The sequence below is a fragment of the Aequorivita soesokkakensis genome, from assembly GCF_001641085.1.
Taxonomy (GTDB): Bacteria; Bacteroidota; Bacteroidia; order Flavobacteriales; family Flavobacteriaceae; genus Aequorivita; species Aequorivita soesokkakensis.
Genome location: NZ_LXIE01000012.1, coordinates 155,008 through 178,717, shown reverse-complemented (window position 1 = coordinate 178,717; position 23,710 = coordinate 155,008). Strand labels below are relative to the sequence as shown.

28 protein-coding genes and 1 tRNA gene are annotated in these 23,710 nt (G+C 37.1%); 20 read left to right on the top strand and 9 right to left on the bottom strand.

Annotated elements, in window-relative coordinates; all coding sequences use genetic code 11:
* Positions 1-2: 2 nt before the first annotated feature.
* Positions 3-1,916, bottom strand: a complete 1,914-nt coding sequence (gene argS / locus A7A78_RS07085) for an arginine--tRNA ligase (protein WP_068761739.1) — start codon at positions 1,914-1,916, stop codon at positions 3-5.
* A gap of 149 nt (positions 1,917-2,065) precedes the next feature.
* On the opposite strand from argS, the gene A7A78_RS07080 reads away from it, so the two are divergent.
* Positions 2,066-2,698 (top strand): MarC family NAAT transporter, encoded by a 633-nt coding sequence (locus tag A7A78_RS07080; RefSeq protein ID WP_068761812.1) that lies wholly within the window; start codon positions 2,066-2,068, stop codon positions 2,696-2,698.
* A 3-nt stretch (positions 2,699-2,701) separates the two neighbouring features.
* On the opposite strand, the gene A7A78_RS07075 is transcribed toward A7A78_RS07080, so the two are convergent.
* The gene (locus A7A78_RS07075) at positions 2,702-2,908 is read right to left on the bottom strand and encodes a hypothetical protein (protein WP_068761738.1); all 207 of its coding nucleotides are present in this window, start codon (positions 2,906-2,908) and stop codon (positions 2,702-2,704) included.
* A gap of 125 nt (positions 2,909-3,033) precedes the next feature.
* Here A7A78_RS07075 and A7A78_RS07070 point away from each other — a divergent pair, with 125 nt between their 5' ends.
* Complete coding sequence (locus A7A78_RS07070) at positions 3,034-4,467, top strand: SDR family oxidoreductase (protein ID WP_068761811.1); 1,434 nt, start codon at positions 3,034-3,036, stop codon at positions 4,465-4,467.
* Positions 4,468-4,469: 2 nt separating this feature from the next.
* On the opposite strand, the gene ctlX is transcribed toward A7A78_RS07070, so the two are convergent.
* Positions 4,470-5,372: a citrulline utilization hydrolase CtlX gene (ctlX, locus tag A7A78_RS07065; RefSeq protein WP_068761810.1), complete on the bottom strand. Its 903-nt coding sequence runs from the start codon at positions 5,370-5,372 to the stop codon at positions 4,470-4,472.
* Positions 5,373-5,510: 138 nt separating this feature from the next.
* On the opposite strand from ctlX, the gene A7A78_RS07060 reads away from it, so the two are divergent.
* The 5 genes from A7A78_RS07060 to A7A78_RS07040 all read left to right on the top strand — a co-directional run bounded on the left by A7A78_RS07060 (position 5,511) and on the right by A7A78_RS07040 (position 8,989).
* A complete protein-coding gene (locus A7A78_RS07060; protein ID WP_068761737.1) occupies positions 5,511-6,005 on the top strand; it encodes a DinB family protein in 495 nt (164 codons plus the stop codon).
* A 102-nt stretch (positions 6,006-6,107) separates the two neighbouring features.
* Complete coding sequence (locus A7A78_RS07055) at positions 6,108-6,545, top strand: thioredoxin family protein (protein WP_068761736.1); 438 nt, start codon at positions 6,108-6,110, stop codon at positions 6,543-6,545.
* Positions 6,545-7,534, top strand: a complete 990-nt coding sequence (locus A7A78_RS07050; protein ID WP_423190700.1) for an FAD:protein FMN transferase — start codon at positions 6,545-6,547, stop codon at positions 7,532-7,534. The genes A7A78_RS07055 and A7A78_RS07050 overlap by 1 nt, the downstream gene beginning before the upstream one ends.
* A complete protein-coding gene (locus A7A78_RS07045; RefSeq protein WP_068761734.1) occupies positions 7,531-7,746 on the top strand; it encodes a DUF4266 domain-containing protein in 216 nt (71 codons plus the stop codon). The genes A7A78_RS07050 and A7A78_RS07045 overlap by 4 nt, the downstream gene beginning before the upstream one ends.
* 7 nt (positions 7,747-7,753) lie before the next feature.
* Positions 7,754-8,989 (top strand): DUF3570 domain-containing protein, encoded by a 1,236-nt coding sequence (locus A7A78_RS07040; protein ID WP_068761733.1) that lies wholly within the window; start codon positions 7,754-7,756, stop codon positions 8,987-8,989.
* A gap of 1 nt (position 8,990) precedes the next feature.
* Here A7A78_RS07040 and A7A78_RS07035 read toward each other — a convergent pair whose 3' ends face one another.
* The 5 genes from A7A78_RS07035 to A7A78_RS07015 form a co-directional block, all read right to left on the bottom strand.
* Positions 8,991-9,365, bottom strand: a complete 375-nt coding sequence (locus A7A78_RS07035) for a hypothetical protein (protein ID WP_068761732.1) — start codon at positions 9,363-9,365, stop codon at positions 8,991-8,993.
* 118 nt (positions 9,366-9,483) lie between these two features.
* Complete coding sequence (locus tag A7A78_RS07030) at positions 9,484-9,882, bottom strand: rhodanese-like domain-containing protein (RefSeq protein ID WP_068761809.1); 399 nt, start codon at positions 9,880-9,882, stop codon at positions 9,484-9,486.
* Between the two features lie 10 nt (positions 9,883-9,892).
* Positions 9,893-10,204: a rhodanese-like domain-containing protein gene (locus A7A78_RS07025; protein WP_068761731.1), complete on the bottom strand. Its 312-nt coding sequence runs from the start codon at positions 10,202-10,204 to the stop codon at positions 9,893-9,895.
* 100 nt (positions 10,205-10,304) lie between these two features.
* Positions 10,305-11,000, bottom strand: a complete 696-nt coding sequence (locus A7A78_RS07020) for a thioredoxin family protein (protein WP_094746062.1) — start codon at positions 10,998-11,000, stop codon at positions 10,305-10,307.
* A gap of 11 nt (positions 11,001-11,011) precedes the next feature.
* On the bottom strand, positions 11,012-11,572 hold the full coding sequence (locus A7A78_RS07015; protein WP_068761730.1) for a TlpA disulfide reductase family protein: 561 nt from the start codon (positions 11,570-11,572) through the stop codon (positions 11,012-11,014).
* Positions 11,573-11,869: 297 nt separating this feature from the next.
* Here A7A78_RS07015 and A7A78_RS07010 point away from each other — a divergent pair, with 297 nt between their 5' ends.
* From A7A78_RS07010 to A7A78_RS06960, 11 genes are all read left to right on the top strand, one after another.
* A complete protein-coding gene (locus A7A78_RS07010; RefSeq protein WP_068761729.1) occupies positions 11,870-13,309 on the top strand; it encodes an anthranilate synthase component I family protein in 1,440 nt (479 codons plus the stop codon).
* Positions 13,310-13,311: 2 nt separating this feature from the next.
* Positions 13,312-13,878: an anthranilate synthase component II gene (locus A7A78_RS07005; protein ID WP_068761728.1), complete on the top strand. Its 567-nt coding sequence runs from the start codon at positions 13,312-13,314 to the stop codon at positions 13,876-13,878.
* Between the two features lie 87 nt (positions 13,879-13,965).
* Entirely contained in the window at positions 13,966-14,958 is a 993-nt protein-coding gene (trpD, locus tag A7A78_RS07000) for an anthranilate phosphoribosyltransferase (RefSeq protein ID WP_068761727.1), read from the top strand.
* 100 nt (positions 14,959-15,058) lie between these two features.
* Positions 15,059-15,841, top strand: a complete 783-nt coding sequence (gene trpC, locus A7A78_RS06995; protein ID WP_068761726.1) for an indole-3-glycerol phosphate synthase TrpC — start codon at positions 15,059-15,061, stop codon at positions 15,839-15,841.
* Between the two features lie 62 nt (positions 15,842-15,903).
* On the top strand, positions 15,904-16,509 hold the full coding sequence (locus A7A78_RS06990; RefSeq protein ID WP_094746069.1) for a phosphoribosylanthranilate isomerase: 606 nt from the start codon (positions 15,904-15,906) through the stop codon (positions 16,507-16,509).
* Positions 16,499-17,680: a tryptophan synthase subunit beta gene (gene trpB / locus A7A78_RS06985; protein ID WP_068761725.1), complete on the top strand. Its 1,182-nt coding sequence runs from the start codon at positions 16,499-16,501 to the stop codon at positions 17,678-17,680. The genes A7A78_RS06990 and trpB overlap by 11 nt, the downstream gene beginning before the upstream one ends.
* An 18-nt stretch (positions 17,681-17,698) precedes the next feature.
* Entirely contained in the window at positions 17,699-18,010 is a 312-nt protein-coding gene (locus A7A78_RS06980) for a hypothetical protein (RefSeq protein ID WP_068761724.1), read from the top strand.
* A gap of 51 nt (positions 18,011-18,061) precedes the next feature.
* Positions 18,062-18,829, top strand: coding sequence for a tryptophan synthase subunit alpha (gene trpA, locus A7A78_RS06975; RefSeq protein ID WP_068761723.1), 768 nt, complete (start codon positions 18,062-18,064; stop codon positions 18,827-18,829).
* An 84-nt stretch (positions 18,830-18,913) separates the two neighbouring features.
* A complete protein-coding gene (locus tag A7A78_RS15325) occupies positions 18,914-19,042 on the top strand; it encodes a hypothetical protein (protein WP_278184087.1) in 129 nt (42 codons plus the stop codon).
* A 165-nt stretch (positions 19,043-19,207) separates the two neighbouring features.
* Positions 19,208-20,521: a hydroxymethylglutaryl-CoA reductase, degradative gene (locus tag A7A78_RS06965; RefSeq protein ID WP_068761721.1), complete on the top strand. Its 1,314-nt coding sequence runs from the start codon at positions 19,208-19,210 to the stop codon at positions 20,519-20,521.
* Between the two features lie 23 nt (positions 20,522-20,544).
* Positions 20,545-21,447 (top strand): GYDIA family GHMP kinase, encoded by a 903-nt coding sequence (locus A7A78_RS06960; RefSeq protein ID WP_068761720.1) that lies wholly within the window; start codon positions 20,545-20,547, stop codon positions 21,445-21,447.
* A gap of 60 nt (positions 21,448-21,507) precedes the next feature.
* Here A7A78_RS06960 and A7A78_RS06955 read toward each other — a convergent pair.
* Positions 21,508-21,580 (bottom strand) — tRNA-Phe (locus A7A78_RS06955).
* Positions 21,581-21,725: 145 nt separating this feature from the next.
* Between A7A78_RS06955 and A7A78_RS06950 the strand changes: the two genes are divergently transcribed.
* Positions 21,726-22,454, top strand: a complete 729-nt coding sequence (locus A7A78_RS06950; protein WP_068761719.1) for a type III pantothenate kinase — start codon at positions 21,726-21,728, stop codon at positions 22,452-22,454.
* Positions 22,454-23,692, top strand: coding sequence for a BamG family beta-barrel-assembly machinery protein (bamG, locus tag A7A78_RS06945; protein WP_068761718.1), 1,239 nt, complete (start codon positions 22,454-22,456; stop codon positions 23,690-23,692). Before A7A78_RS06950 ends, bamG begins: the two co-directional genes overlap by 1 nt.
* Positions 23,693-23,710 lie beyond the last annotated feature (18 nt).

Below are 23,710 nucleotides of genomic sequence, written 5' to 3'. Positions count from 1 at the left end.
AGCTACATCCTTTCCGGAACTTCAATTCCCAACAAAGCAAATGCACTCTTTATAATTTCGCCCACTGCTTTTGAAATTTTCACACGGAATGCTTTTTCAGTTTCGTTATCTGTTGCCAGAATTGGCACATTTTGATAAAAACTGTTGAATTCCTTTACCAAATCATAAGTATAGTTAGCAATCAAAGCCGGGCTGTAATTCTCAGCTGCCAATTGAATGGTTTCAGGAAATTGCTGGATAATTTTTATAAGTTCTTTTTCCTTCGGATGCATTTCAACAGCTGTTAGGTCGAGTGCTCCCGAGGCTTCGGGAGATACCTCTCCAGCTTTTCGTAGAATAGACTGAATCCGTGCGTAGGTATATTGTATAAACGGGCCCGTATTCCCTTGAAAATCCACACTTTCCTCGGGATTGAAAAGAATCCGTTTTTTAGGGTCAACTTTCAATATATAATATTTTAAAGCCCCCAAACCGATCATTCTATAAAGTGTTTCTTTTTCTTCTTTTGAAAAATCGTCGATCTTTCCAAGTTCTTCTGAAATGATTCGGGCAGTATCGGTCATTTGAGCAATCAAATCATCGGCGTCAACCACGGTTCCTTCGCGGCTTTTCATTTTTCCCGAAGGAAGATCCACCATTCCATAACTTAAATGAAAAAGATTTTTAGCCCAACTATAGCCCAGTTTTTTAAGAATTAAAAACAAAACTTTAAAGTGATAATCCTGTTCGTTGCCCACTGTATAAATCATTCCGCCAACGTCTGGGTGATCTTTAACGCGTTGCACGGCAGTACCGATGTCCTGCGTCATATAAACCGCTGTGCCGTCGCTTCGCAGAACTAGTTTTTCATCAAGCCCATCTTCGGTTAAATCGCACCAAACGGAGCCGTCGTCTTTCATAAAGAAAACATCTTTTTTTATGCCTTCCTCAATAATATCTTTTCCGAGCAAATAGGTATCACTTTCGTAATAATAAAAATCGAAATCTACGCCAATGGACTTGTAGGTTTCCTCAAAACCTTTATAGACCCAGCCGTTCATTTTGTTCCAAAGTGCTACGGTCTCTGCATCGCCCGCTTCCCACTTTCGGAGCATTTCCTGGGCTGATTGCATTATTTCGGTACTATACAATGCATATCCATAGATTTGCTCTTTAAAAACTTTTAAATTTTTTTGTGCTTCTTCAGACTTATCATTTTTGGCAGATTCAATATATTGACTCATACCTTCAAATGTTATTTTGTTGACAAAATTATCAGGATAATTTCCAGCTAAATAAGATTTGTAAATTGGTTCAACTTGCTTTTTGAGTTCACTATCAAATTTTACGTAATATTTCCCCACCAAGTGATCTCCTTTTAATCCTGCTGAATCGGGCGTTTCACCATTTCCAAACCTTTCCCAGGCCAGCATACTTTTACAAATATGGATTCCGCGATCGTTGATAATTTGGGTTTTATAGACTTTTTTTCCGGCAGCTTTTTCAATTTCGGCAACGGAATAGCCGAGCAAAACATTTCGAACGTGCCCCAAGTGCAAAGGTTTGTTTGTGTTTGGCGAGGAATATTCAACCATTACCGCCTCATTTCCTTGCGGAACTTTTCCGAAGGAAGAAAAATCTCCCACGGAATTGAAAAAGTTCAAATAATAGGAATCGCTCAAAACAATATTCAGAAACCCTTGAACAACGTTGAATTTTTCAATTTCAGAAACATGTTCAACCAAATAATTGCCAATAGCCTCCCCAATCTGTGCCGGATTTCCTTTAACCACGCGCAACATTGGGAAAACAACTGCGGTAATATCGCCCTCAAAATCCTTGCGAGTGGGCTGTAATTCTACCGATTCAAGTTTTGCACCGTACAATTTTTCAACTGCGGTCTTAATTTGGGTTTCCAATGTTTGCTGTAGCGTCATAGTAACATTTTAAAGTGCAAAGATACTTTTTTTGAATTCAGAATTCTGAATTCAGAATTCAGAATTTTCCCGAAGCCTTCTAATAACCTTCATTTAAAGTTTTGGTAAACTACAAAACCCAAAACCGAACGTCCTTTGCCGAAAAAACTATGGACATTTTTTTATATGTTTTTGCAGCACTTTTTTCGGTAATAAACCCTTTGGGAACTGTACCCGTTTTTGTAGGATTGACAAGTGACGAGAGCATTCAAGAACGAAACAAAACTTCACTTTTAACCACCATAAATGTGATTGTTATTTTGATTATTTCTTTTTTCGCAGGAACCTATTTATTGGCTTTTTTCGGAATAAGTTTGAATGCGTTGCGAATCGCGGGCGGAATGATAATCGTTACTTCCGGTTTTGCGCTGTTGACGGGAACTTTTTCGAAACACAAAGGAATGAAGAACAAACGCGTTCAAAAAGACTTGGACAAGCGTGAAAAATTTTCACTTACACCCCTTGCAATTCCAATGCTCGCGGGACCTGGATCCATTTCATTATTGATAACTTTCAATCAGAAATATCAAAATACCACAGAAATAGTTTGGGTTATTTTAGCGGTTTTGGCAGTTGGTTTGGCAACGTTTATTATTTTAAGAAGTTCGCATTACATCAGCAAGTTTCTGGGCGCTTCCGGCATCAACGCTATTTCACGAATTGTTGGTTTTATCGTAATTTCAATAGGCGTGGAATATATTAGCGCCGCTGTAATTTCAATTCTTAAAACAATAAATATTTAAAAATTAGCTGCGATTTTTAAGCAACGCACCAGCAATAAGTGCCAAAACCCCAATACCAATCATTCCCAAAGTTTGATTGCTTAAACCCTCTTTAGCATTGACTTCCAAAGGACCTATATCTAAAACTTGTTGCGGAACAAAAGCGTTGTAAAGTCCGAAAATAATCAGAACGACACCCACAATTAACAATACAATTTTTAAAATTTTCATGACCCTTAGATTTGATTGGTTGAGGTATTAAAGATACCGTTTTGAAAAATAAAGACAGCTATAACTTAACGGGTTTTTAACTGTTGTTTAATAATTATAAATTATCTTTAAACAAAACTTTTCAATTGAAGATTCTACTTACAGGAGCCAATGGTTATATAGGGATGCGATTGCTGCCAGAATTGCTCGAAAACGGACACGAAATAATTTGTGCGGTTCGTGATAAAACAAGGCTCCCGCTGGATCCTGAAACCATTAAAAAGGTAACCGTTTTTGAGGTTGATTTTGCGGAAGAAGTGAACACAGAATCTTTTCCGAAAGATATTGATGCTGCTTATTATTTAATTCATTCAATGAGCGGGTCTGACAATAATTTTGATAAAATAGAAGCCCGCGCTGCGGAAAACTTTAATAAATATATGGCCGTAACTTCTGTGAAGCAGGTTATCTATTTAAGTGGAATTGTAAATGAGGAAGAACTTTCAAAACATCTTTCATCCCGAAAAAAAGTAGAAGATATTTTATATAAGGGCAACTATCATTTAACCGTGCTTCGCGCTGGAATTGTTGTTGGTAGCGGCAGTTCTTCTTTTGAAATTATCAGGGATTTATGTGAAAAACTGCCCATAATGGTCGCTCCAAAATGGCTAAAAACAAAAATCCAGCCCATCGCCATTCGCGATGTTATTGCCTTTCTTTATGGGGTTTTGGATAATGAAAAATGTTTTGATCAGTCATTTGATATTGGTGGACCCGATGTACTGACTTATAAAGAAATGCTGCTGAAATATTCCAAAATCCGTGGTTTGAAACTTTGGATAATTTCCGTTCCGGTTATGTCGCCACGGCTTTCATCGTATTGGTTGTATTTCGTAACCTCAACTTCCTATAAACTCGCTGTAAATCTTGTGGATAGTATGAAAATGGAAGTTGTTGCTAGGGATAATAAATTACAGGAAATTTTAAATATTCAACCCATTTCTTACGAAGAAGCTATCAAAAAAGCCTTTTTGAAGATTGAGCAAAACCTTGTGATTTCAAGTTGGAAAGATTCATTGGTTGCAGGTAGAATTTCGAACTTAAAGGAATATATCCAAGTTCCAAAATACGGCTGTTTAAAAGATAGAAAAGTTTTACAAATAGATAATCCCGAAAAAGTGTTGGACAATATTTGGGCCATCGGCGGCACGCGTGGCTGGTATTATGGAAATTCGTTATGGAAAATTCGCGGTTTTATGGACAAAATTGTTGGTGGGGTTGGACTGCGGCGTGGTAGAACACACCCCAATCAAATTTACACGGGAGATGTACTGGATTTTTGGCGCGTACTTTATGCCGATAGGGAAAGCAAACGTCTCCTTCTTTTTGCCGAAATGAAATTGCCGGGTGAAGCTTGGCTGGAATTCTGCATCAACGATAAAAATGAATTGATACAAACTGCTACATTCCGTCCAAAAGGTTTGTGGGGAAGATTATATTGGTATTTGATGCTACCCTTCCACTATTTCATTTTTGGCGGAATGATCAAAAATATTACGAAAAAAGAAGTTTTGGTTTAAAATTATCCCTTTGGAAGAAATACCTCTGCCATCATGCAGCGAGCGCTTCCGCCACCGCAGGTTTCTATGGTTGTAAGGTCACTGCTCAAGATTTCGCAATGCTTTTCAATTGCCGAAATCTGTTCTTTGTTTAAGCTTTTGTGCGCAGCGGCGCTCATCACTAAATATTTTTTATCCTTTCCTTGTAGCTGAAGCATATTGCCCGCAAAATGGTGCATTTGGGCTTCGGATATTTTAATTATTTCCTTTCCGTCTTTTTTAAGATGTTGAACCACATTTTTCTTTTCCGCAGCATCGTCAATTGTGTCTAAGCAAATTACACAGAATTTTTCAGCAAGACACATCATTACGTTGGTATGGTAGATGGGCAATCGTTTTCCGTCCACGGTTTGGTTTGCGGTGAAAATAACCGGCAGATATTCAAAATCCTCGCAGAATTCAATCAGCAATTCTTCATCAGCGCGAGCAGAAAGCGCGCAATAGGCTTTATGGTTTACACGGTCCAGCAAAAGACTGCCAGTACCTTCCAAAAAGATTCCCTCGTCTTCAGCGGGAGTATAATCATAAACATTATTAATTATAAAACCTTCGTTTTCCAAACGGATCAAAACCTCCTCACGTCTTTCGCGACGGCGGTTTTCAGCAAACATTGGGTAAAGACCAATATCTCCATTTTCATGAAAACTGATCCAATTATTCGGGAAAATGGAATCTGGCGTGTCCATTCTTAAATCATCGTTTTCAACAATTACATTTACACCCACCGCACGTAGTTTCTGAACAAAAGCATCAAACTCCTCCTGTGCTTTGGTGTTAATTTCAGCATTTTTAAGGGCTATGTCTTCCTGAAAAAAATTATTGACCGCCGTTTGTTCGTTCATTCGGAACGCAACTGGGCGAATCATTACGATGGTATCTGTTATCTGTTTTGCCAATTGAAAGGATTTTAGACTGCAAATTTAAAGGAATTTCCTATTGAAAAAATGCTTTTAAATGGGTAAATTAGTTGTGCAAAGAATAATTGGATTTTTAAAATAAAAATTATGGATACGCTAAAAAATTTAAAGGACGAGCTCTCCGAAGAATACAATACCACCAAAAAATTTCTGAATAACTTTCCAAAGAACAAAAACGATTATGCCCCACATACAAAAAGTATGAAGTTAATGGATTTAACAACGCATATTGTGGATATTTTCGGTTGGCCGCAGGTTATATTGAATACCGAATATTTGGATTTTGCCGATGGCTATAATCCCGAGAAAATGGGCAGTAAAGAAGATTTGTTGCAACAGTTGGAAAAACAGTATAAAGCTGGCATGAAAGCTTTGGAAAATGCGAAAGAAGCAGACTTAAAACTCAATTGGAGCATACGGATGAACGGCCAAAAAATTATGGAATGGAGTAAGTACGGCGCCATTAGGCATGGGCTAAACCAAGTTACCCACCACCGTGCACAACTGGGCGTTTATTATAGATTGCTAAATATTCCCGTGCCGGGCAGCTATGGGCCTTCGGCGGATGAACCAAAAGGATGATTTTTAACCCTCTAATTTATTTTTGAAAAAGTTGCGAAGCTAATTGGGATCTCGGCACTAATTTTGAATATAATACGTTATTAAAATTATTTACTCATTATTATGAAGAACCTAATTATAGCATTTGTTGCTATTGTATTTTCAATCACACTTTCCGCCCAAGAATGGCAAACCGATTTTGAAATCGCAAAACAAATTTCTTCCGAAAAAAACCGCCCTATCGTCCTTGTCTTCCAAGGAAGTGATTGGTGCGCGCCCTGCATAAAACTGGATCGGGAAATATGGAGTTCCAAAGAATTTAAAGCCTATGCCAAAGAACATTTTGTTATGCTTCAGGCAGATTTTCCGCGAAAAAAAGCAAACACCCTGACCGATGACCAACAAGAAAAAAATAATCTACTTGCCGAAAAATATAATAAGCAAGGGTACTTTCCCTTCGTAGTTGTTTTAGATAAAGACGGCAAGGTTTTGGGCGAAGCGGGTTATGAAAAGACCACCCCTGCTACATATATTGAAAAACTGGAGTCCTTTGTAAAATAATTTTGAAAAAGATAATCTCATTATTAATTGCGCTACTTTGTGTGAATTTCACGTTCTCACAGGAAATTTTTAAGCGCACCCTAAAATTGATGGGCAGCCGTTTTGAAATTACGGTTGTTGCCAAAGATTCCACAGAAGCAAACAAATATATTGATCTTGCCATTGGTGAAATATCCCGTATTGAAAAACTAATTTCCTCTTGGGATCCTGCTTCGCAGACTTCAGAAATAAATAGAAATGCCGGCATAAAACCAGTAAAGGTTGATGAAGAACTTTACAACTTAATTGGCCGCTCCATTGAAATTTCAAAATTGACCGACGGCGCTTTCGACATCAGTTTTGCCTCCATGGATAAAATCTGGAAGTTCGACGGCAGTATGACAGAGATGCCTTCTGAAGAAGCAATAAAGCAATCTGTTTCAAAAATAGGGTATCAAAACATTGTTCTCGATCCTGAAAATTTTACGGTTTTTCTAAAATTGGAGGGAATGAAAATAGGTTTTGGCGGCATTGGTAAAGGATATGCAGCAGATAAAGCTAAAAAACTTTTAATGGAAAAAGGTGTCAGCGGAGGAATTATAAATGCTTCGGGCGATATGAATACTTGGGGAAAACAACCCAACGGAGAATTTTGGAAAGTAGCTATCACAAACCCCTTGGATAAAAACAAAGCTTTTGCTTTACTCCCACTAAATGAAAATGCAGTAGTAACTTCCGGCAATTATGAAAAATATGTTACTTTTAATGACATTCGCTACACACACATAATTGACCCCCGAACTGGCTATCCCGCAACAGGAATTATAAGTGCTACGGTGTTTGCACCAAAAGCTGAAATTGCCGATGCCCTCGCCACTTCAATTTTTGTGATGGGAAAGGATGTCGGGATTGATTTTATAAACCAACTCCCAAAAATAGAGTGCATTATTATTGACGAAAAAGGAGAAATTTTCACTTCCGAAAATATTGAAATTCAGAATAAAAAATGAAAAAGATAATAATTCTTTCGAGTATAATTTTATTGGGATTTTTTAGTTCCTGTACAGTTGTTAAGGAATATGAAAAAGTAAACATCAATGATCCCGATATGGTTTTAGGCGACAAAGCCGTTGATAGGTTTGAGATAAATGCACAGGCATATCGTGAGGCTGCGTCAGGAGCTAACGGAGGTAAAACTGGCGGTGGTTGCGGCTGTAATTAATATTTATATGAAGAATTTATTCGGTTTATTTATCATATTTTTTTCAGCAACAATCTTTGCGCAGGATTCAATTTCAACATATAAAAAACGTGTGCTTGAAGCCCCCGAAGTAGATTTTCTTGCAAGTTATTACAGCCAGGATGGTGAAAATGCTGCCGTTAGCGGTGGTATTGGCACAGAAAAACTTACTGATTTAACTCCCACAATAGTAGTTGCAATTCCTTTAAATGACGACGATGTTTTAACGATTGACGCAGGTGTTTCAGCATACACCTCAGCTTCTTCCAGTAATATTGACCCTTTTGATGGCGGCGGCCAAGCCGACCCTTTTGTAGCATCATCGGGAGCATCTTCTAGCGATGTGTGGTTTGGTGGAAATATTAATTATTCGCACAGTAGCGATAGTAGAAACGATATTTTAAGCGCTAAAGTCTCCGTTTCTTCAGAGTTTGATTATTTCTCCTTTGGCTTTGGAGGAAACTACACAAAACTTTTTAATGAAAAAAATACAGAATTAAGCGTGCACGCAAATGTTTACTTAGATACTTGGAAATTATTGTACCCAATTGAATTGCGCCAATCTTCTTCTTTTAATGGATTGGATAAAAAAAACCGAAATTCGTATTCACTAGGTTTCGGATTTTCGCAAATACTTTCAAAAAATCTACAGGGATCACTTTCTTTAGATTTAGTGCAACAGCAAGGCTTACTCTCTACACCCTTCCAAAGAGTTTATTTTAATGATCTTCCAGATCGGTTTCTAGAAAACTTTCAACTGGCTGATGATATTGAACGCTTGCCCGACACACGTTTTAAAACGGCAATTGGAGGGAGGTTGAATTATTTTATAAATGAAATGTTCGTCTTAAGGACCTATTATCGTTACTATTTTGATGATTGGGGAATAAGCTCGCACACAGCGAGTATTGAAATTCCAATAAAAATTACAGATAAATTTACGCTTTATCCAAGCTATCGTTTTTATAACCAGACTGCGGCAGATTATTTTTACCCCTATAATGTAGCGCTTTCTACAGAAGAATTTTATACTTCTGACTTTGACCTTTCTAAATTTTCCGCAAACCAATACGGCTTTGGAATTAGCTATACAGATATTTTTGCAAAATTCCATATTGCTGATTTCGGTTTGAAAAGTGTAGATTTAAAATACGATTATTACAAACGCGACACTGGCTTACATTACAGTTTAATTTCGGCTGGATTCAAATTCATCGAAAATTGATTTAAGCACTCAACATGTCCCCATCTTTAATGGAATCACCATATTCAAAAAGCAATTTTTTATAAAAATTATACTGAAGTTGGCCTTCTTCAAGACACCCGATTAATGTTTCTTCCAAATCGTTATAACCTACCCTATCCGAAATTGCTTCGTTTAAATCATAAAGCCTTATTGGATCCATCGTCAAAGGTTTTGAGTTCCAAATAGAAATCAAATTGTTTTCATAATCAATGTTTACATCTATTGAATTGAAGAAAAAATTCAATAAATTTTTATGAAATGCTGTGAATTCTTTAGAGGGACGTTTCTCAAAAAGGCAACTTGCGGCAATAAGGTTTCGCATTTCCTGACGTACTATTTCTTCTCTACTTTCCATAACAAAGGTTTTCTTACTTGAAGGTACGAAGCGTTTGCTTATGGAGATTTTAAAAAAGAGACTTTAGCGTCAGTTTAACTACAACACTTCCAATTCGTTAAAAAATTAAGAAGAAAATTTAGTTTTTATTTTGAAGCCCTTCACTTTCCCAAAGAAGATAGCCGCCTTGCATATCATAAATCTCTTTAAAACCAATGTCTTTTAAAATCAAGGCTGCTTTGGCGCTTCTTTTTCCACTTCGGCAGTAAACATAAACGGGTTTTTCCAAATCCAATTTTTCAGCCTTAGTTTTGAAATCCGCTTCCAAGACATCAATATTTAATGCATTTTGAAGATGGCCTTCCTTATATTCTTCCGGCGTTCGGGCATCAACTAATTGAACATCCTTATTCTGCGTCATTGCATCGTTAAATTCAACTGGCGTCAAAACCTTTATTTCCTGTGCGAAACTTTTGTCTTTACAGGCCGTAAAGAACAGGGTTAAAGTAAGTCCGAAAAGAATAGCTATTTTTTTCATAATCATTTTTTTAATTTGTTGTTTCTCCTTTCCATTCCATAATCCCTCCTTTAAGGTTGTAAGCATTTTTAATGCCTACGGAATTTAGCAACATGCAGGCCTGCCCGCTTCTTCCGCCGGAACGGCAATACACATAATAGTTTTTCTGAGGATCTAATTGTTTTGCGCGTTGAAGAAACTCGGCTCCGTTGTATATATCTATCTGTATTGCTCCGGGAATATAGCCTTCCTCAAATTCCGCATCGGTGCGAACATCGAGAATTACCGAATTGTCATCCTTTTCCAATTGCTCACTCCACTGTTGTTGTGTTAAATCTGCCATTTTTAAAAATTTTCAGTAAAAATAATAAATACCAAACGTTTAAAATTAAAAAAACCGAAAACAAAACGTTTTCGGTTCTTAAAAAATTATTTTCAGAAATCTATTGCTTAACGGAACAGCCAATAGCTTTGGTTTCCTTTACGGAAACCTCTTTTCCTTCCAAAAGCTCATTTACGGCATTCGCTAAAAACCGATCTTTCACGGCAGCAGCATTTTTCACATTATCGTCAATGGCGCCAATATATTTCACAATGTTTTTTCCATCTTCTTTCTGGAGTAGGTAAACGTGCGGCGTTTTTGTAGCCCCATATTTTGCATAAACCGTTTGGCTATCATCAAACAAATACGGAAATGTAAACCCAGCTTCTTTCGCCTTTGCCTGCATTAATTCATAAGTATCATCCTCTTGAACAATTGGATTGTTGGGGTTTATGGCAATTACTGGATATCCTTTTGGTTTAAATTCATTATCCAAGGCAACTATCCTTTCTTCACTTGCAACCGCAAATGGACAGGTATTGCAGGTAAAAATTACAATAAAACCTTTGGCATCCTTATAATCTGAAAGTGAAACCATTTTTCCGGTTACGTCTTTCAGTTTGAAATCTGTGGCTTCGTCACCAATTTTATAACCAACCGCTGCATTTTCTGAAACAGTTTTTGTGTTATTTGCTTCAATATTTTCATTTATTGCAACATCTTCTGCATTCTGATTCTTTTCATTTTTGCAACTACCGAAAGCCGTTATCGCAATAACAGCAAAGGCTAAAGTGTAAAGTATTTTTTTTGATTTCATAGTTTATAGATTTAGAGGAATAATTTTATTTCTGTTTCAAGTTCTTCAAATGTAAAGGATTGTTCGTAAAATTTACGGTTATCTTTGTTATAAATGATGGTTGCGGGAATGGCACCGCTCCATTCCGGCGAAACTTTCGGTATCCAGCTATTTGCATCTGCATCATCCAGCAAAACAACTTCAGATTGTATGTTGTTTTTTTTGATAAACGGAATCACTTGGCTTTCAAGTATATCAGAAAAATCGAGGCTTACCAAAAGTATTTTTACTTTTTTATCGGAATAATCCACAGCTAATTTTTCAAAAGCGGGAAGTTCTTTTACGCAAGGTTTGCACCAGGTGGCCCAAAAATTTATAACATAAATGGAATCGTTTTTCTTTTGAAAATAGTTCTTTTGAAGCTCGTCAAAATTGAGGGAAACAACTTTTTTTGGATTGAAATTTTCTTCATTGGTTTGAAGATTTTCTTTCATCGCAACTTCAGAAGTTGCTTCGGTCATTTTTGCATCCGTTTTTTTTTCGGCACAACTTTGAAACATCAAAACAAAAAGAATAGCTGGCAGTAATTTCATTTGCTAAAAATATTGAAAGTGAAACGATTAAAACAAATCATTAACGTAAGATTAATAGACTTATTTATTGACAAAAAGTTTCATTTCAGAATCGAAATCTTAAATTTTTCAATAAAAGAAAACTGGCTTCAAAAAAAATTCTATATTTGAACCCGAAACAATGAACACATTTACACAAAATACTTGGTGGTGGAAAAACTTACGGCAAAACTCGTGAGCAGAACACCTGTAGTATAAAATATACGAAAAGGCTTGTCAATCACGACAAGCCTTTTTTTATTCACATATTTTGACGAAATGAAATATAATTTAAAAACATATTCAAAAAAACTGCTGGCAGATACGCTCACGCCGGTTTCGGTGTATTTGCGATTGCGCGATAAATTTCCGAACAGCCTTTTGCTGGAAAGCAGCGACTATCACGCCAACGACAACAGTTTCAGTTATATCTGCTTTAACCCAATTGCATCTATAAAAGTTGAAAACGAAATCATTTTTCAGCAATTTCCCGATGGGAAAAGTTCGATTATCGATTTAAAAAGTCCCCCTTCGAAGGGGGATTTAGGGGGATGTTCACACAATGTTCCAACTATTTTAGATGAATTTGCTTCTTCTTTCCTTCCGAGCGAAAGCGAAGGAACCTCAAAGTATAAATTCATAAATAACGGACTTTTCGGTTTTATGGCTTTTGATGCGGTTCGTTATTTTGAAGATATTGAACTTTCAAAAAAAGAGGAAAATCTTGAAATGCCCGATTTATACTATGCTGTTTACCAAAACATAATTGCAATAAATCATTTCAATAACGAAGCATATATTTTTGCCCACACTTTTAAAGCTGAAAACAATATTCCGCAGATTGAGCAAATTTTAAAGGCGAAAAGTTTTGCCGAATATCCTTTTGAAAGAAACGGCGAACGAACCACAAATCTTAACGATGAAGATTTTAAAGCGTTGGTGCGAAAATGCAAAGAGCATTGCCAGCGCGGTGATGTATTCCAAATTGTGCCGAGCAAACGGTTTTCGCAGAAATTTACGGGTGATGAATTTAATGTTTATAGAGCTTTGCGAAGTGTGAATCCTTCACCTTATCTTTTCTATTTCGACTACGGAAATTTTAAAATTTTTGGAAGTTCGCCCGAAGCGCAATTGGTCGTAAAAGGAAACACGGCAGAAATCCACCCCATCGCCGGAACTTTTAAACGTACCGGAAACGACGAGCAGGATGCCGAGCTAGCCAAAAAACTTTCCGAAGACAAAAAGGAAAACAGCGAACACGTAATGCTAGTTGATTTGGCACGAAACGATTTGAGCCGCCACGGCACGAACGTAAAAGTGGAAACCTATCGCGAGGTTCAGTTTTTTTCACACGTAATTCATTTAGTGAGCAAAGTTACGGCAACGAAAAACCCCGAAACATCAACGATGCAGATTGTTGCAGACACTTTTCCCGCGGGAACTTTGAGTGGCGCACCAAAACATAAAGCGCTGCAATTGCTGGAAAAATATGAAAACCGAAGTCGTGAATTTTATGGCGGTGCCATTGGTTTTATGGATTTCAGCGGTAATTTTAATCATGCAATTATCATTCGGTCCTTTGTGAGCAAAAACCATACATTGCATTACCAAGCTGGTGCTGGCGTAGTTTCGGAAAGCAATGAAGAAAACGAATTGCAGGAAGTTTATAACAAACTCGGCGCACTTACAAAAGCGCTGGAATTAGCGGAAAACATATAAATATGAAAATATTAGTAATTGACAATTACGACAGTTTTGTTTACAATCTGGTTCACTATTTAGAGGAATTGGATTGCGAAGTAACCGTAAGAAGAAACGATAAATTCTATTTGGAAGAAGTAGAAAACTACGACAAAATCCTGCTTTCTCCCGGTCCCGGAATTCCCGATGAAGCAGGATTATTGAAAGAAGTAATCCAAAAATACGCAACTTCAAAACCTATTTTTGGAGTGTGTTTGGGTCAACAGGCCATCGGTGAAGTTTTTGGCGGAAAGTTGGAAAACCTGAGTAAGGTTTTTCACGGCGTTGCAACGAAAGCGATAATTTTAAAGGAAAACGAACCACTTTTTAAGGGAATTGAAAAAGAATTCGAAATAGGCCGTTACCACAGTTGGGTAGTTTCAAAAGAAAATTTTCCGGAGGTTTTGGAAGTTACTTCTGTAGATGAAAATGGACAGATTATGTCCATCCGTCATAAGTTTTATGATGTTTGCGGAGTACAATTTCATCCTGAAAGTGTACTGACACCAATGGGAAAACAGATTATTAAAAACTGGGTGGAAAGCTGAAAGAAAGTTTTCAGTTTTCAATAACAGTTGGCAGTATTTGCTTCTAAACTTATAAACTCATCGACTCATCGACTCATCGACTTAACAATGAAACAGATTTTAAACAGATTAATAAACCACGAACAACTCAGCAAAGACGAGGCTCGAACCGTTTTGGTAAACATTTCCGAAGGGAAATACAACCAAAGTCAAATCGCCGCTTTTTTGACTGTTTATATGATGCGGAATGTGAGTTTGGAAGAGCTGGAAGGTTTTCGCGATGCATTATTGGACCTTTGTCTATCGGTTGATTTAAGCGAATACAACACTATTGATTTATGCGGAACTGGCGGTGATGGAAAAAACACGTTTAACATTTCAACTTTGGCATCTTTTGTAACTGCGGGCGCTGGAATAAAAGTCACCAAACATGGCAATTATGGCGTTTCTTCCGTAAGCGGAAGCAGCAATGTTATGGAAGCGTTGGGCATAAAATTCAGTAATGAAAAAGATTTTCTGAAACGCAGTTTGGACGAAGCTGGAATTTGTGTTTTGCACGCGCCACTCTTCCATCCTGCTATGAAAAATGTGGCGCCAATCCGCAAGGAATTGGGTGTAAAAACCTTTTTTAATATGCTTGGACCAATGGTAAATCCTTCGTTTCCGAAGAATCAATTGGTTGGCGTTTTCGATTTGGAACTGGCACGGATGTACGGCTATCTCTATCAAAAAAGCGAGAAAATTTACGCTGTGCTTCACGCGATGGATGGTTATGATGAAATTTCGTTAACGGGACCAGTAAAAGTGATTTCAAAAGCTTCGGAAAATATTTTGACTGCTGAGAATTTCGGTGTGAAACAAATTGAGGAATCAGAAATTTTTGGTGGCGAAACGGTAAAAGATTCAGCCGAAATTTTTCTGAATATTTTAAACGGAAAAGGTACCGAAGCCCAAAATAATGTGGTTTGTGCAAATGCCGGAATGGCGATTTCAGTAGTTCAAAATTGTACCATAAAAGAAGGGTTTGAAAAAGCGATGGAATCTTTACAATCCCGAAACGCATTGGATTCATTGAAAAAGTTAAAACACTTATCGAAATAGAAAATGAAATGTCAGTTCGAGCGCAGTCGAGAACTAAATAGTACTAAAAAAAATGAGGTCTCGACTGCGCTCGACCGGACAAAAAAATAATAAAAACCGAATGACAATTCTAGATAACATAACAACTTATAAACGCAAGGAAGTATCCGCCAAAAAGGAAGCAATTCCCGTGCGATTACTGGAAAAATTTCCACTTTTTGCAAAAGAAACCAAATCGTTGGCAGAAGCGTTGCGAATTTCCACAACTGGAATTATCGCGGAACACAAACGCCGCTCGCCCAGCAAATCGGTTATAAACGACAAAGTTCTGTTACCCGAAGTTGTTTCGGGATATGAACTTGCAGGTGCAAAGGGAATTTCCGTTTTAACGGATTCCAACTTTTTTGGCGGTTCCTTGGATGATTTATTAGTGGCTGAAAAAACAGTTTCAATTCCAATTCTTCGGAAGGAATTCATCATTGATCCTTATCAAATTTATGAAGCAAAAGCTTATGGAGCAGACGCAATTTTATTAATCGCCGCTTGTCTTTCAGCAGAAGAATTGAAGCAGTTTTCGTTTTTGGCGAAAAGCTTGAAGCTCGATGTTTTATTGGAAGTTCACAATCTCGAAGAGCTTCAAAAATCACTTTTGCCGAATGTAGATATGATTGGCGTAAACAACCGAAATCTGAAAAATTTCAAAGTAAATATTGAAATCAGTAAAAAGCTTTCAGAAGAAATTCCAGCCGATTTTGTAAAAATTTCCGAAAGCGGAATCAGCGACACAGAAACCATAAAAGATTTGAGAACCTACGGTTTTGAAGGATTTCTGATTGGAGAAAATTTTATGAAAACTGAAAATCCCGGCGAAACTGCAAAAGCTTTTATAGATAAATTAAGATGATAGAAAAAAATCAAACTCCCTTCCCCTCGGGGAGGGCTGGGGTGGGGCTGAAAATCTGCGGAATGAAACACAACATCGCTGAAGTTGCAAAGCTTCAGCCGGATTATTTGGGTTTTATTTTTTATGAAAAAAGTCCGAGGTTTTTTGATTTGGAAGAGATTCCTTCGCTATCGCTCGGAATAAAGAAAGTTGGCGTTTTTGTGAATGCCACAATAGAGGAAATTCTCGAAACTTTTGAAAAATACAATTTGGATGTTATTCAACTTCACGGCAATGAAACTAAGGAATTTGTGCTAACACTAAATATGTATTTACGGTTAAAATTTTGGGATGGTTATGAAGTTTGGAAAGTCTTTCCCGTTGACGATTCTTTCGATTTTTCCAAAACACGTGATTTTGTAAAAAAAGTAGATGCTTTTTTATTCGATACCAAAGGTGATAATCACGGTGGCAATGGAAAAACCTTTAATTGGGAAGTTTTAAAAAACTACAAATACGAAACTCCTTTCCTTTTAAGTGGTGGCATTGGTTTGGAAGAAGTTGATGAATTAAAAGAATTACTAAAAACCGACCTTCCAATTCACGCGATTGATGTAAACAGCAAATTTGAAATTGAGCCGGGATTGAAAAATATTGAAGATTTAAAAAGATTCAAAAATGAATTATAACGTAAACGAAAAGGGTTACTACGGCGAGTTTGGCGGAGCGTATATTCCCGAAATGCTATATCCTAATGTTGAAGAGCTTCGGCAGAATTATTTGAAAATAATGGCAGAAGAATCTTTTCAAATGGAGTTTCGGCAATTGTTGAAAGATTATGTGGGAAGACCTACTCCTCTGTATTTTGCAAAACGACTTTCGGAAAAATACAATACCAAAATCTATTTGAAGCGCGAAGACCTTTGCCACACAGGCGCACATAAAGTAAACAATACAATCGGCCAAATTTTAATGGCAAAGCGTTTGGGCAAAACCCGAATAATTGCTGAAACAGGAGCCGGCCAACACGGGGTTGCTACCGCAACCGTTTGCGCATTGATGGGTTTGGAATGCATTGTTTTTATGGGCGAAATCGACATTAAACGCCAAGCACCAAATGTAGCCCGTATGAAAATGTTGGGCGCCAAAGTAGTTCCCGCCACAAGCGGTAGCAAAACCTTAAAAGACGCCACCAACGAAGCCATTCGCGATTGGATCAATAATCCGGTGGATACACATTATATAATAGGTAGCGTGGTGGGGCCACATCCGTATCCAGATATGGTTGCAAGGTTTCAAAGTGTGATTTCTGAAGAAATAAAAACACAATTAAAAGAAAAAGAAAGTCGCGAAAACCCAGATTTTGTGATTGCTTGCGTGGGCGGCGGAAGTAATGCCGCGGGTGCTTTTTATCATTATTTGGATAAACCTGAAGTTGGAATTATTGCTGTTGAAGCTGCCGGAAAAGGAATTGACAGTGGCGAAAGCGCAGCGACTTCAGCTTTGGGAAAAGTGGGGATTATTCACGGCAGTAAAACGCTGTTGATGCAGACGGCGGACGGACAAATTACGGAGCCCTACTCTATTTCGGCAGGCTTGGATTATCCAGGAGTTGGGCCGATGCATGCCAATCTTTTTGCGAGCGGAAGAGGTGAATTTATTTCAATAACCGATGATGAAGCGATGCAGGCAGGACTAGAGCTTTGCAAACTTGAAGGCATTATTCCCGCAATTGAAAGCAGCCACGCGCTTGCCATTTTTGAAACACGAAAATTCAATCAAAATGATGTTGTTGTTGTGAATTTAAGCGGGCGTGGGGACAAGGATTTAGACACTTATATTAAATATTTCAATTATTGATTTCTTATTTTTGAAATTATGAAAAAAGATTTAAAACTCATTGTTGCAGTGCTCATGATGTTATCTTTTATTAATGCTTTTATTTTGGTTTTTATGTGGCATGAAGGAAGAACTATTTTGAATTCTTTTGGAATATTTTTCCTTGGATTTATCCAATGTTCAATTTGGGGAGGAGCAATTGCCCTTCTAACCAGCTTAGTTCCCTATAAAAATTACAAGTATTCAAAAAAGTTTATTTATCAATTTTTAGTAATAAGTATTTTGTTAACTCTATTGGCTATCATTTATAATATCTACTTCTTAATTTTTACAAAATATATTTATTCATAAATTTTAAACCAAACTTGCGGGTTTTAAAATCTGACAGTTATTCACTTTAATATGAATCGAATTAAACAAATACTAAAAGCAAACAAAAAGCTACTTTCCATTTACTTCACCGCAGGTTATCCGAAATTGGATGACACAGTTGAAATTCTTCAACAATTGGAGAAAAATGGTATTGATCTGGTTGAAATTGGATTGCCTTTTAGCGATCCATTGGCAGATGGACCTACAATTCAAAAGAGTTCCGAAGAGGCTTTGAAGAATGGAATGACTACAAATTTGCTTTTTGAGCAATTGAAAGATATTCGGAAAACGGTTTCTATTCCTTTGATTTTAATGGGTTATTTTAATCCAGTGCTTCAGTTTGGAGTTGAAAATTTCTGTAAAAAGTGTGCAGAAGTTGGTATTGATGGTTTGATTCTTCCCGATTTGCCATTGGCAGAATTTCAGGAACATTATGCTGAAATCTTCAAAAAATACGGTTTGCTCAATATCTTTTTGATAACACCTCAAACTTCCGAAGAACGAATTCGGCAAATTGACGCTGCTTCCGAAGGGTTTATTTATATGGTTAGCAGCGCAAGCGTTACGGGAAGTTCTTCAGGTTTCGGCACAGAACAGACAACTTATTTTGAACGTATTGCTTCGCTTTCGCTCACAAATCCTCAAATTGTAGGTTTCGGAATAAATAATTCGGAAACATTTCAGCTGGTCACAAAATATGCAAAAGGCGCAATTATTGGCAGCGCTTTTATCAAAATGCTTTCAGAAAAAGGAATTGCAGGAATTTCAGCATTTGTAGGCTCCATCCGGAAGGTTTAACCATTCTTTAGCAAGGGTTTAAGGGAATTTGTGATTTCATTTTTCTATTTTAGATATTCAATTATAAACAAAAAAGAAGGAATCATGGAAAAGAAATTTGAAAGAAAAACCGAGCAAAAAAACCCTACAAACCCTACGGGAAACACAAATCAAAAAACAAACGATTTTGACATCGATAAAAAAACCATTAAAAAACAGCAGAACAAAAAGTAAAATCTGTAGTTTAAATTAAGAGACTTAAAACCTTTTTTTGTTTTAAGTTAGTTGCGAAAGGTATTTAGGAACACATTTCAGTTTCTAAATACCTTTCTTTTTCAAATGATTCCCGAAGAAATTTTTATGAAACGCTATCTTTGCAATTCAATGTTACATAATTAGATGAACCAACCCGTTTCTGGATTTTCAAAAAAAACGAAAGCTGAAAAAATTGAATGGCTTGCAGAAAATTACCTGCAAAATAGTCCAAATTCCATTCAAATTTTAAGGAATTACTGGAATGAAGACGCTTCGTTACAGCAACTTCACGATGATTTTATTGAAAACACACTTTCCAATTATTACTTGCCTTTTGGAATTGCGCCAAATTTTTTAATCAACGAAAAACTGTATGCTTTGCCAATGGTTACCGAAGAAAGTTCGGTAGTTGCCGCAGCGAGCAATGCCGCCAAATTTTGGCTGGAACGCGGGGGTTTTAAGGCCGAAGTGATTTCAACGGAAAAGAACGGGCAAATTCATTTCAATTTCTACGGAAGTGAAAAAAGCATTGAAGCATTTTTTGAAGCAGTAAAACCGAAGCTTCGCGACAGCATCCAATCTCTTGAAAAAAACATGAAAGCCCGTGGCGGTGGACTTTTGGAACTTTCGCTGGTTGATAAATCTCATATTTTGGACGGTTATTTTTATGTTTACGCCACTTTTGAAACCTTGGATGCGATGGGCGCCAATTTCATAAACAGTTGTTTGGAACAAATGGCGCACACTTTTGAAGAAGAGGCTCGTAATTTTGAAGCATTTCAGAAAAAAGAAACCTTCCCGGAAGTAGTGATGAGCATTCTTTCCAACTACGTACCCGAATGTTTGGTGCGGGCTGAAGTGAGCTGTAAAGTGGAAGAACTTAGTACTAAACATTACAAAGGAAAACATTTTGCGGAAAAATTTGTTCGCGCAATTGACATTGCTAAAACCGAAACGCGACGTGCCGTAACGCACAATAAAGGAATTATGAACGGAGTTGACGCAGTTGTTTTAGCAACTGGAAACGATTTCCGTGCGGTAGAAGCTGGTGTACACGCCTACGCCGCACGAAACAGCTATTACGGAAGTTTGACACACGCGAAAATCGAGAATGATATTTTCACTTTTTGGATTGAATTGCCTTTGGCAGTTGGCACTGTTGGCGGATTGACCTCGCTTCACCCACTTACAAAGCTTGCTTTTGAAATTCTTCAAAAACCCGACGCTAAAGAATTGATGAAAATTTTGGCGGTTGCCGGATTGGCTCAAAATTTTGCGGCAGTGCGATCATTAGTTACTACCGGAATTCAGAAAGGCCATATGAAAATGCACTTGATGAATATTTTGAATCAATTGGAAGCTACAAAAGAAGAAAAGGAAAATGCAGTGGAATATTTTAAAGAAAATGCGGTTTCGCATAGTTCAGTTGTTTCTTTTTTGGAAAAGTTGAGAAATTGATAAGCAAAGCAGTTTAAAAGAATTTGAAGAAAATATTTCACAGTAACGGAAAACTATTGCTGACTGGCGAATATGTGGTATTGGATGGTGCAACTGCGCTTGCAATTCCCACGAAATATGGTCAATCTTTGGAAATTGATATTTCAGAAAAAAAAGAAATTCATTGGCAAAGTTATGATGAAAATGGATCACTTTGGTTTGAGGATTTTTTCGATTTAAAGAATTTTGAAAGCCAAAATAAGGAAAGTGAAATTTCAAAAACGGTATCAAAAATACTTCGCGAAGCGCAAAAGTTGAATCCGGATTTTCTTTCCAAATATGAAGGAATTCAAGTTAAAACACCACTGGATTTCCCGCGGAATTGGGGTTTGGGCTCTTCTTCCACTTTAATAAACAACATTGCGCAATGGGCAAAAGTAGATGGCTTCGCGCTACTCGCCAATAGTTTTGGTGGAAGTGGATATGATATTGCTGCCGCGCAAAGCGATGCTCCTATTTTATATGAATTGAAGAACGGAAATTCTAAATTCAGAAAAGTTAATCTTCCGTGGGATTTTACAGATTCATTGTTTTTTGTGCATTTAAATAAAAAGCAAGACAGCAAAGATGGGATTGCGAGATACAAAAACGCTTCGGGAGATAAAAAATCACTTCAAAGAATTTCAGACATCACCAATAAATTGTTGCTCTGTTATTCGTTGTCGGACTTTGAAACATTAATGAATGCCCACGAGGAAGTTATTTCAGAAATTATAAAACTTCCAACAATCAAAGAACAGCTTTTTAACGATTACCCAAACACAATCAAGAGTTTAGGCGCCTGGGGCGGAGATTTTGTTTTGGCTACGGGAAATGAAATTGATATGGATTACTTTAAGAAAAAAGGATTTGAGACGGTCATTCCTTTTGAGAAAATGATTCTATAAAGACCAGAATGTAAGTAATTTAAAACAAAAAACCCGAAACAATTGTTTCGGGTTTTACTGTGGTGCCTCCAAGAATCGAACTAGGGACACACGGATTTTCAGTCCGTTGCTCTACCAACTGAGCTAAGGCACCATTATTGAGTCGGCAAATATAAAGCTATTTTCTTTTTCTCAAAACATAAATTAAAAAAATAAAAAGATAATCTTTTTTCAATTTAATAGAGCCTTAACAAATAGTTCATTACTGGAGTTGTATTTTTACCGCCTTATCAAAAAAAATGAATCTTGTAATTGATGTTGGAAACACACTGGTAAAGCTGGGCGTGTTCGATTCTGGAAAACTTCAGCAAAAGAAAACGTGCATTAAAAAGGATTTTTTGCATACCCTTGCTGAAATTTCTGAAGCTTTTCCAGCTATTGCATATACACTCGTTTCTTCCGTTGGGAATTTTACAGAGCACCAGCTTTCCCGATTGCAACAAAAATATGAGATTTCATTTTTAGACCACCAAACAAAAATTCCTTTCAACAATAAATATGGAACTCCGCAAACATTGGGAGTGGATCGTATTGCGTTAATTAGCGCCGCCGCGCTGCAATATGCCGAAAAAAATGTTTTGGTTATTGATGCTGGCACTTGCATAACTTATGATTTTTTGTCTTCGGAAAATGAGTATTTGGGCGGAGCCATTTCACCTGGTATTTCATTGCGGTATAAATCGTTGCATACGTTTACCGAAAAACTACCGTTACTTGATGTAAACAACCCAAAGCTACTTATTGGAAATAGCACTACAACCTCTATACATTCTGGGGTTGTAAATGGTGTTTTGTACGAAATAGATGGCTTTATAGATGCGTATAGAAAAAAATATAACAATTTAACAGTTATTTTAACAGGAGGTGATGCACATTTTTTGCGAGATAGCATAAAAAATGACATCTTTGCCAACTCAAATTTTTTATTGGAGGGATTGAACCATATTTTAGAATATAACAAACATTGATGTTTAGACAAATAATAGTCGTTTTATTTATACTTATTGCAGGTGTTGCAGTAGCCCAGGAAGGAACTACATCTCCCTATTCTTTTTATGGAATTGGAACTTTAAAATTCCGTGGAACCGTGGAAAACAGATCAATGGGCGGTCTCAGTGTTTTCTCGGACAGCATCCACTTAAATCTTCAAAACCCTGCATCTTATTCAGGATTGCGATTGGTTAATTTTTCAGTGGGTGGGAGCCATAAGGCTTCTACGCAAAAAAATGATACGGAAAGCCAAAATACATCTGCCACTTCACTTGATTATATTGCTATGGGAATTCCCATGGGAAAACTGGGAATGGGTTTCGGTGTAATTCCATATACATCTGTTGGATATGATTTTTATTCCGAAGTGTCTGATGGACTTACCGAATACAGTGGTAACGGAGGATTGAACAAAGTTTACCTTTCCGCAGGCTATCAAGTTACGCCAGAATTGAGCTTAGGGATTGACGCAAATTATAATTTCGGGAAGATCGAAAACACCTCCGTAACCCAGCAATCTGATGTTCAGTACGGAACTAGAGCCTTCAACCGTTCTGATATTTTGGGCTTCAGCTTTAATTTTGGAGCTTTATATAAACGAATGATTACTGAAAATCTTGAACTTTCTGGGTCTGTAACATATACTCCGGGCACTAATTTCACTTCAGAAAATTACAGAAGAATAGGAACGGTATCTATTTTACCCTCGGGAATTTATAGTGTTGACGAAAGAGACGTTACGGTTGCAGATACAGATTTTACCTTCCCATCACAATTTAGCATAGGCGCTGGCATTGGAAAACCAAAATTTTGGGGCTTAGGTGCTGAATATACAAACCAAAAAACCAGTAACTTTACAAACCGATCTTTCAATATTGATAATATTGTTTATAAAAACGCTTCCAAATTTAAACTTGGAGGGTATTATATACCAAATTATAATTCATACGGAAATTACTTTAAAAGAGTTGTTTACAGAGCCGGAGCTAGATATGAGCAAACCGGTTTAAATGTGGACGGGCAGGACATAAACGAGTTTGGCATATCTTTTGGAGTTGGGTTACCCGTAGGCCGATTATTCTCAAATATGAATTTAGGATTTGAAATAGGAAGCCGCGGAACGACCGATTTCGGTTTGATTAAAGAAAACTTTTTCAATACATTCTTAAGTTTCTCATTAAACGACCGTTGGTTCGAAAAAAGATTATACGATTAATACCAATAATTTACATAC

Coding starts and splice junctions, on each gene's coding strand:
- argS (WP_068761739.1), bottom strand. CDS start 1,916: ATGACGCTACAGCAAACATTGGAAACCCAAATTAAGACCGCAGTTGAA.
- A7A78_RS07080 (WP_068761812.1), top strand. CDS start 2,066: ATGGACATTTTTTTATATGTTTTTGCAGCACTTTTTTCGGTAATAAAC.
- A7A78_RS07075 (WP_068761738.1), bottom strand. CDS start 2,908: ATGAAAATTTTAAAAATTGTATTGTTAATTGTGGGTGTCGTTCTGATT.
- ctlX (WP_068761810.1), bottom strand. CDS start 5,372: ATGATTCGCCCAGTTGCGTTCCGAATGAACGAACAAACGGCGGTCAAT.
- A7A78_RS07060 (WP_068761737.1), top strand. CDS start 5,511: ATGGATACGCTAAAAAATTTAAAGGACGAGCTCTCCGAAGAATACAAT.
- A7A78_RS07055 (WP_068761736.1), top strand. CDS start 6,108: ATGAAGAACCTAATTATAGCATTTGTTGCTATTGTATTTTCAATCACA.
- A7A78_RS07045 (WP_068761734.1), top strand. CDS start 7,531: ATGAAAAAGATAATAATTCTTTCGAGTATAATTTTATTGGGATTTTTT.
- A7A78_RS07040 (WP_068761733.1), top strand. CDS start 7,754: ATGAAGAATTTATTCGGTTTATTTATCATATTTTTTTCAGCAACAATC.
- A7A78_RS07035 (WP_068761732.1), bottom strand. CDS start 9,365: ATGGAAAGTAGAGAAGAAATAGTACGTCAGGAAATGCGAAACCTTATT.
- A7A78_RS07030 (WP_068761809.1), bottom strand. CDS start 9,882: ATGAAAAAAATAGCTATTCTTTTCGGACTTACTTTAACCCTGTTCTTT.
- A7A78_RS07025 (WP_068761731.1), bottom strand. CDS start 10,204: ATGGCAGATTTAACACAACAACAGTGGAGTGAGCAATTGGAAAAGGAT.
- A7A78_RS07020 (WP_094746062.1), bottom strand. CDS start 11,000: ATGAAATCAAAAAAAATACTTTACACTTTAGCCTTTGCTGTTATTGCG.
- A7A78_RS07015 (WP_068761730.1), bottom strand. CDS start 11,572: ATGAAATTACTGCCAGCTATTCTTTTTGTTTTGATGTTTCAAAGTTGT.
- A7A78_RS07010 (WP_068761729.1), top strand. CDS start 11,870: ATGAAATATAATTTAAAAACATATTCAAAAAAACTGCTGGCAGATACG.
- A7A78_RS07005 (WP_068761728.1), top strand. CDS start 13,312: ATGAAAATATTAGTAATTGACAATTACGACAGTTTTGTTTACAATCTG.
- trpD (WP_068761727.1), top strand. CDS start 13,966: ATGAAACAGATTTTAAACAGATTAATAAACCACGAACAACTCAGCAAA.
- trpC (WP_068761726.1), top strand. CDS start 15,059: ATGACAATTCTAGATAACATAACAACTTATAAACGCAAGGAAGTATCC.
- A7A78_RS06990 (WP_094746069.1), top strand. CDS start 15,904: ATGAAACACAACATCGCTGAAGTTGCAAAGCTTCAGCCGGATTATTTG.
- trpB (WP_068761725.1), top strand. CDS start 16,499: ATGAATTATAACGTAAACGAAAAGGGTTACTACGGCGAGTTTGGCGGA.
- A7A78_RS06980 (WP_068761724.1), top strand. CDS start 17,699: ATGAAAAAAGATTTAAAACTCATTGTTGCAGTGCTCATGATGTTATCT.
- trpA (WP_068761723.1), top strand. CDS start 18,062: ATGAATCGAATTAAACAAATACTAAAAGCAAACAAAAAGCTACTTTCC.
- A7A78_RS15325 (WP_278184087.1), top strand. CDS start 18,914: ATGGAAAAGAAATTTGAAAGAAAAACCGAGCAAAAAAACCCTACAAAC.
- A7A78_RS06965 (WP_068761721.1), top strand. CDS start 19,208: ATGAACCAACCCGTTTCTGGATTTTCAAAAAAAACGAAAGCTGAAAAA.
- A7A78_RS06950 (WP_068761719.1), top strand. CDS start 21,726: ATGAATCTTGTAATTGATGTTGGAAACACACTGGTAAAGCTGGGCGTG.
- bamG (WP_068761718.1), top strand. CDS start 22,454: ATGTTTAGACAAATAATAGTCGTTTTATTTATACTTATTGCAGGTGTT.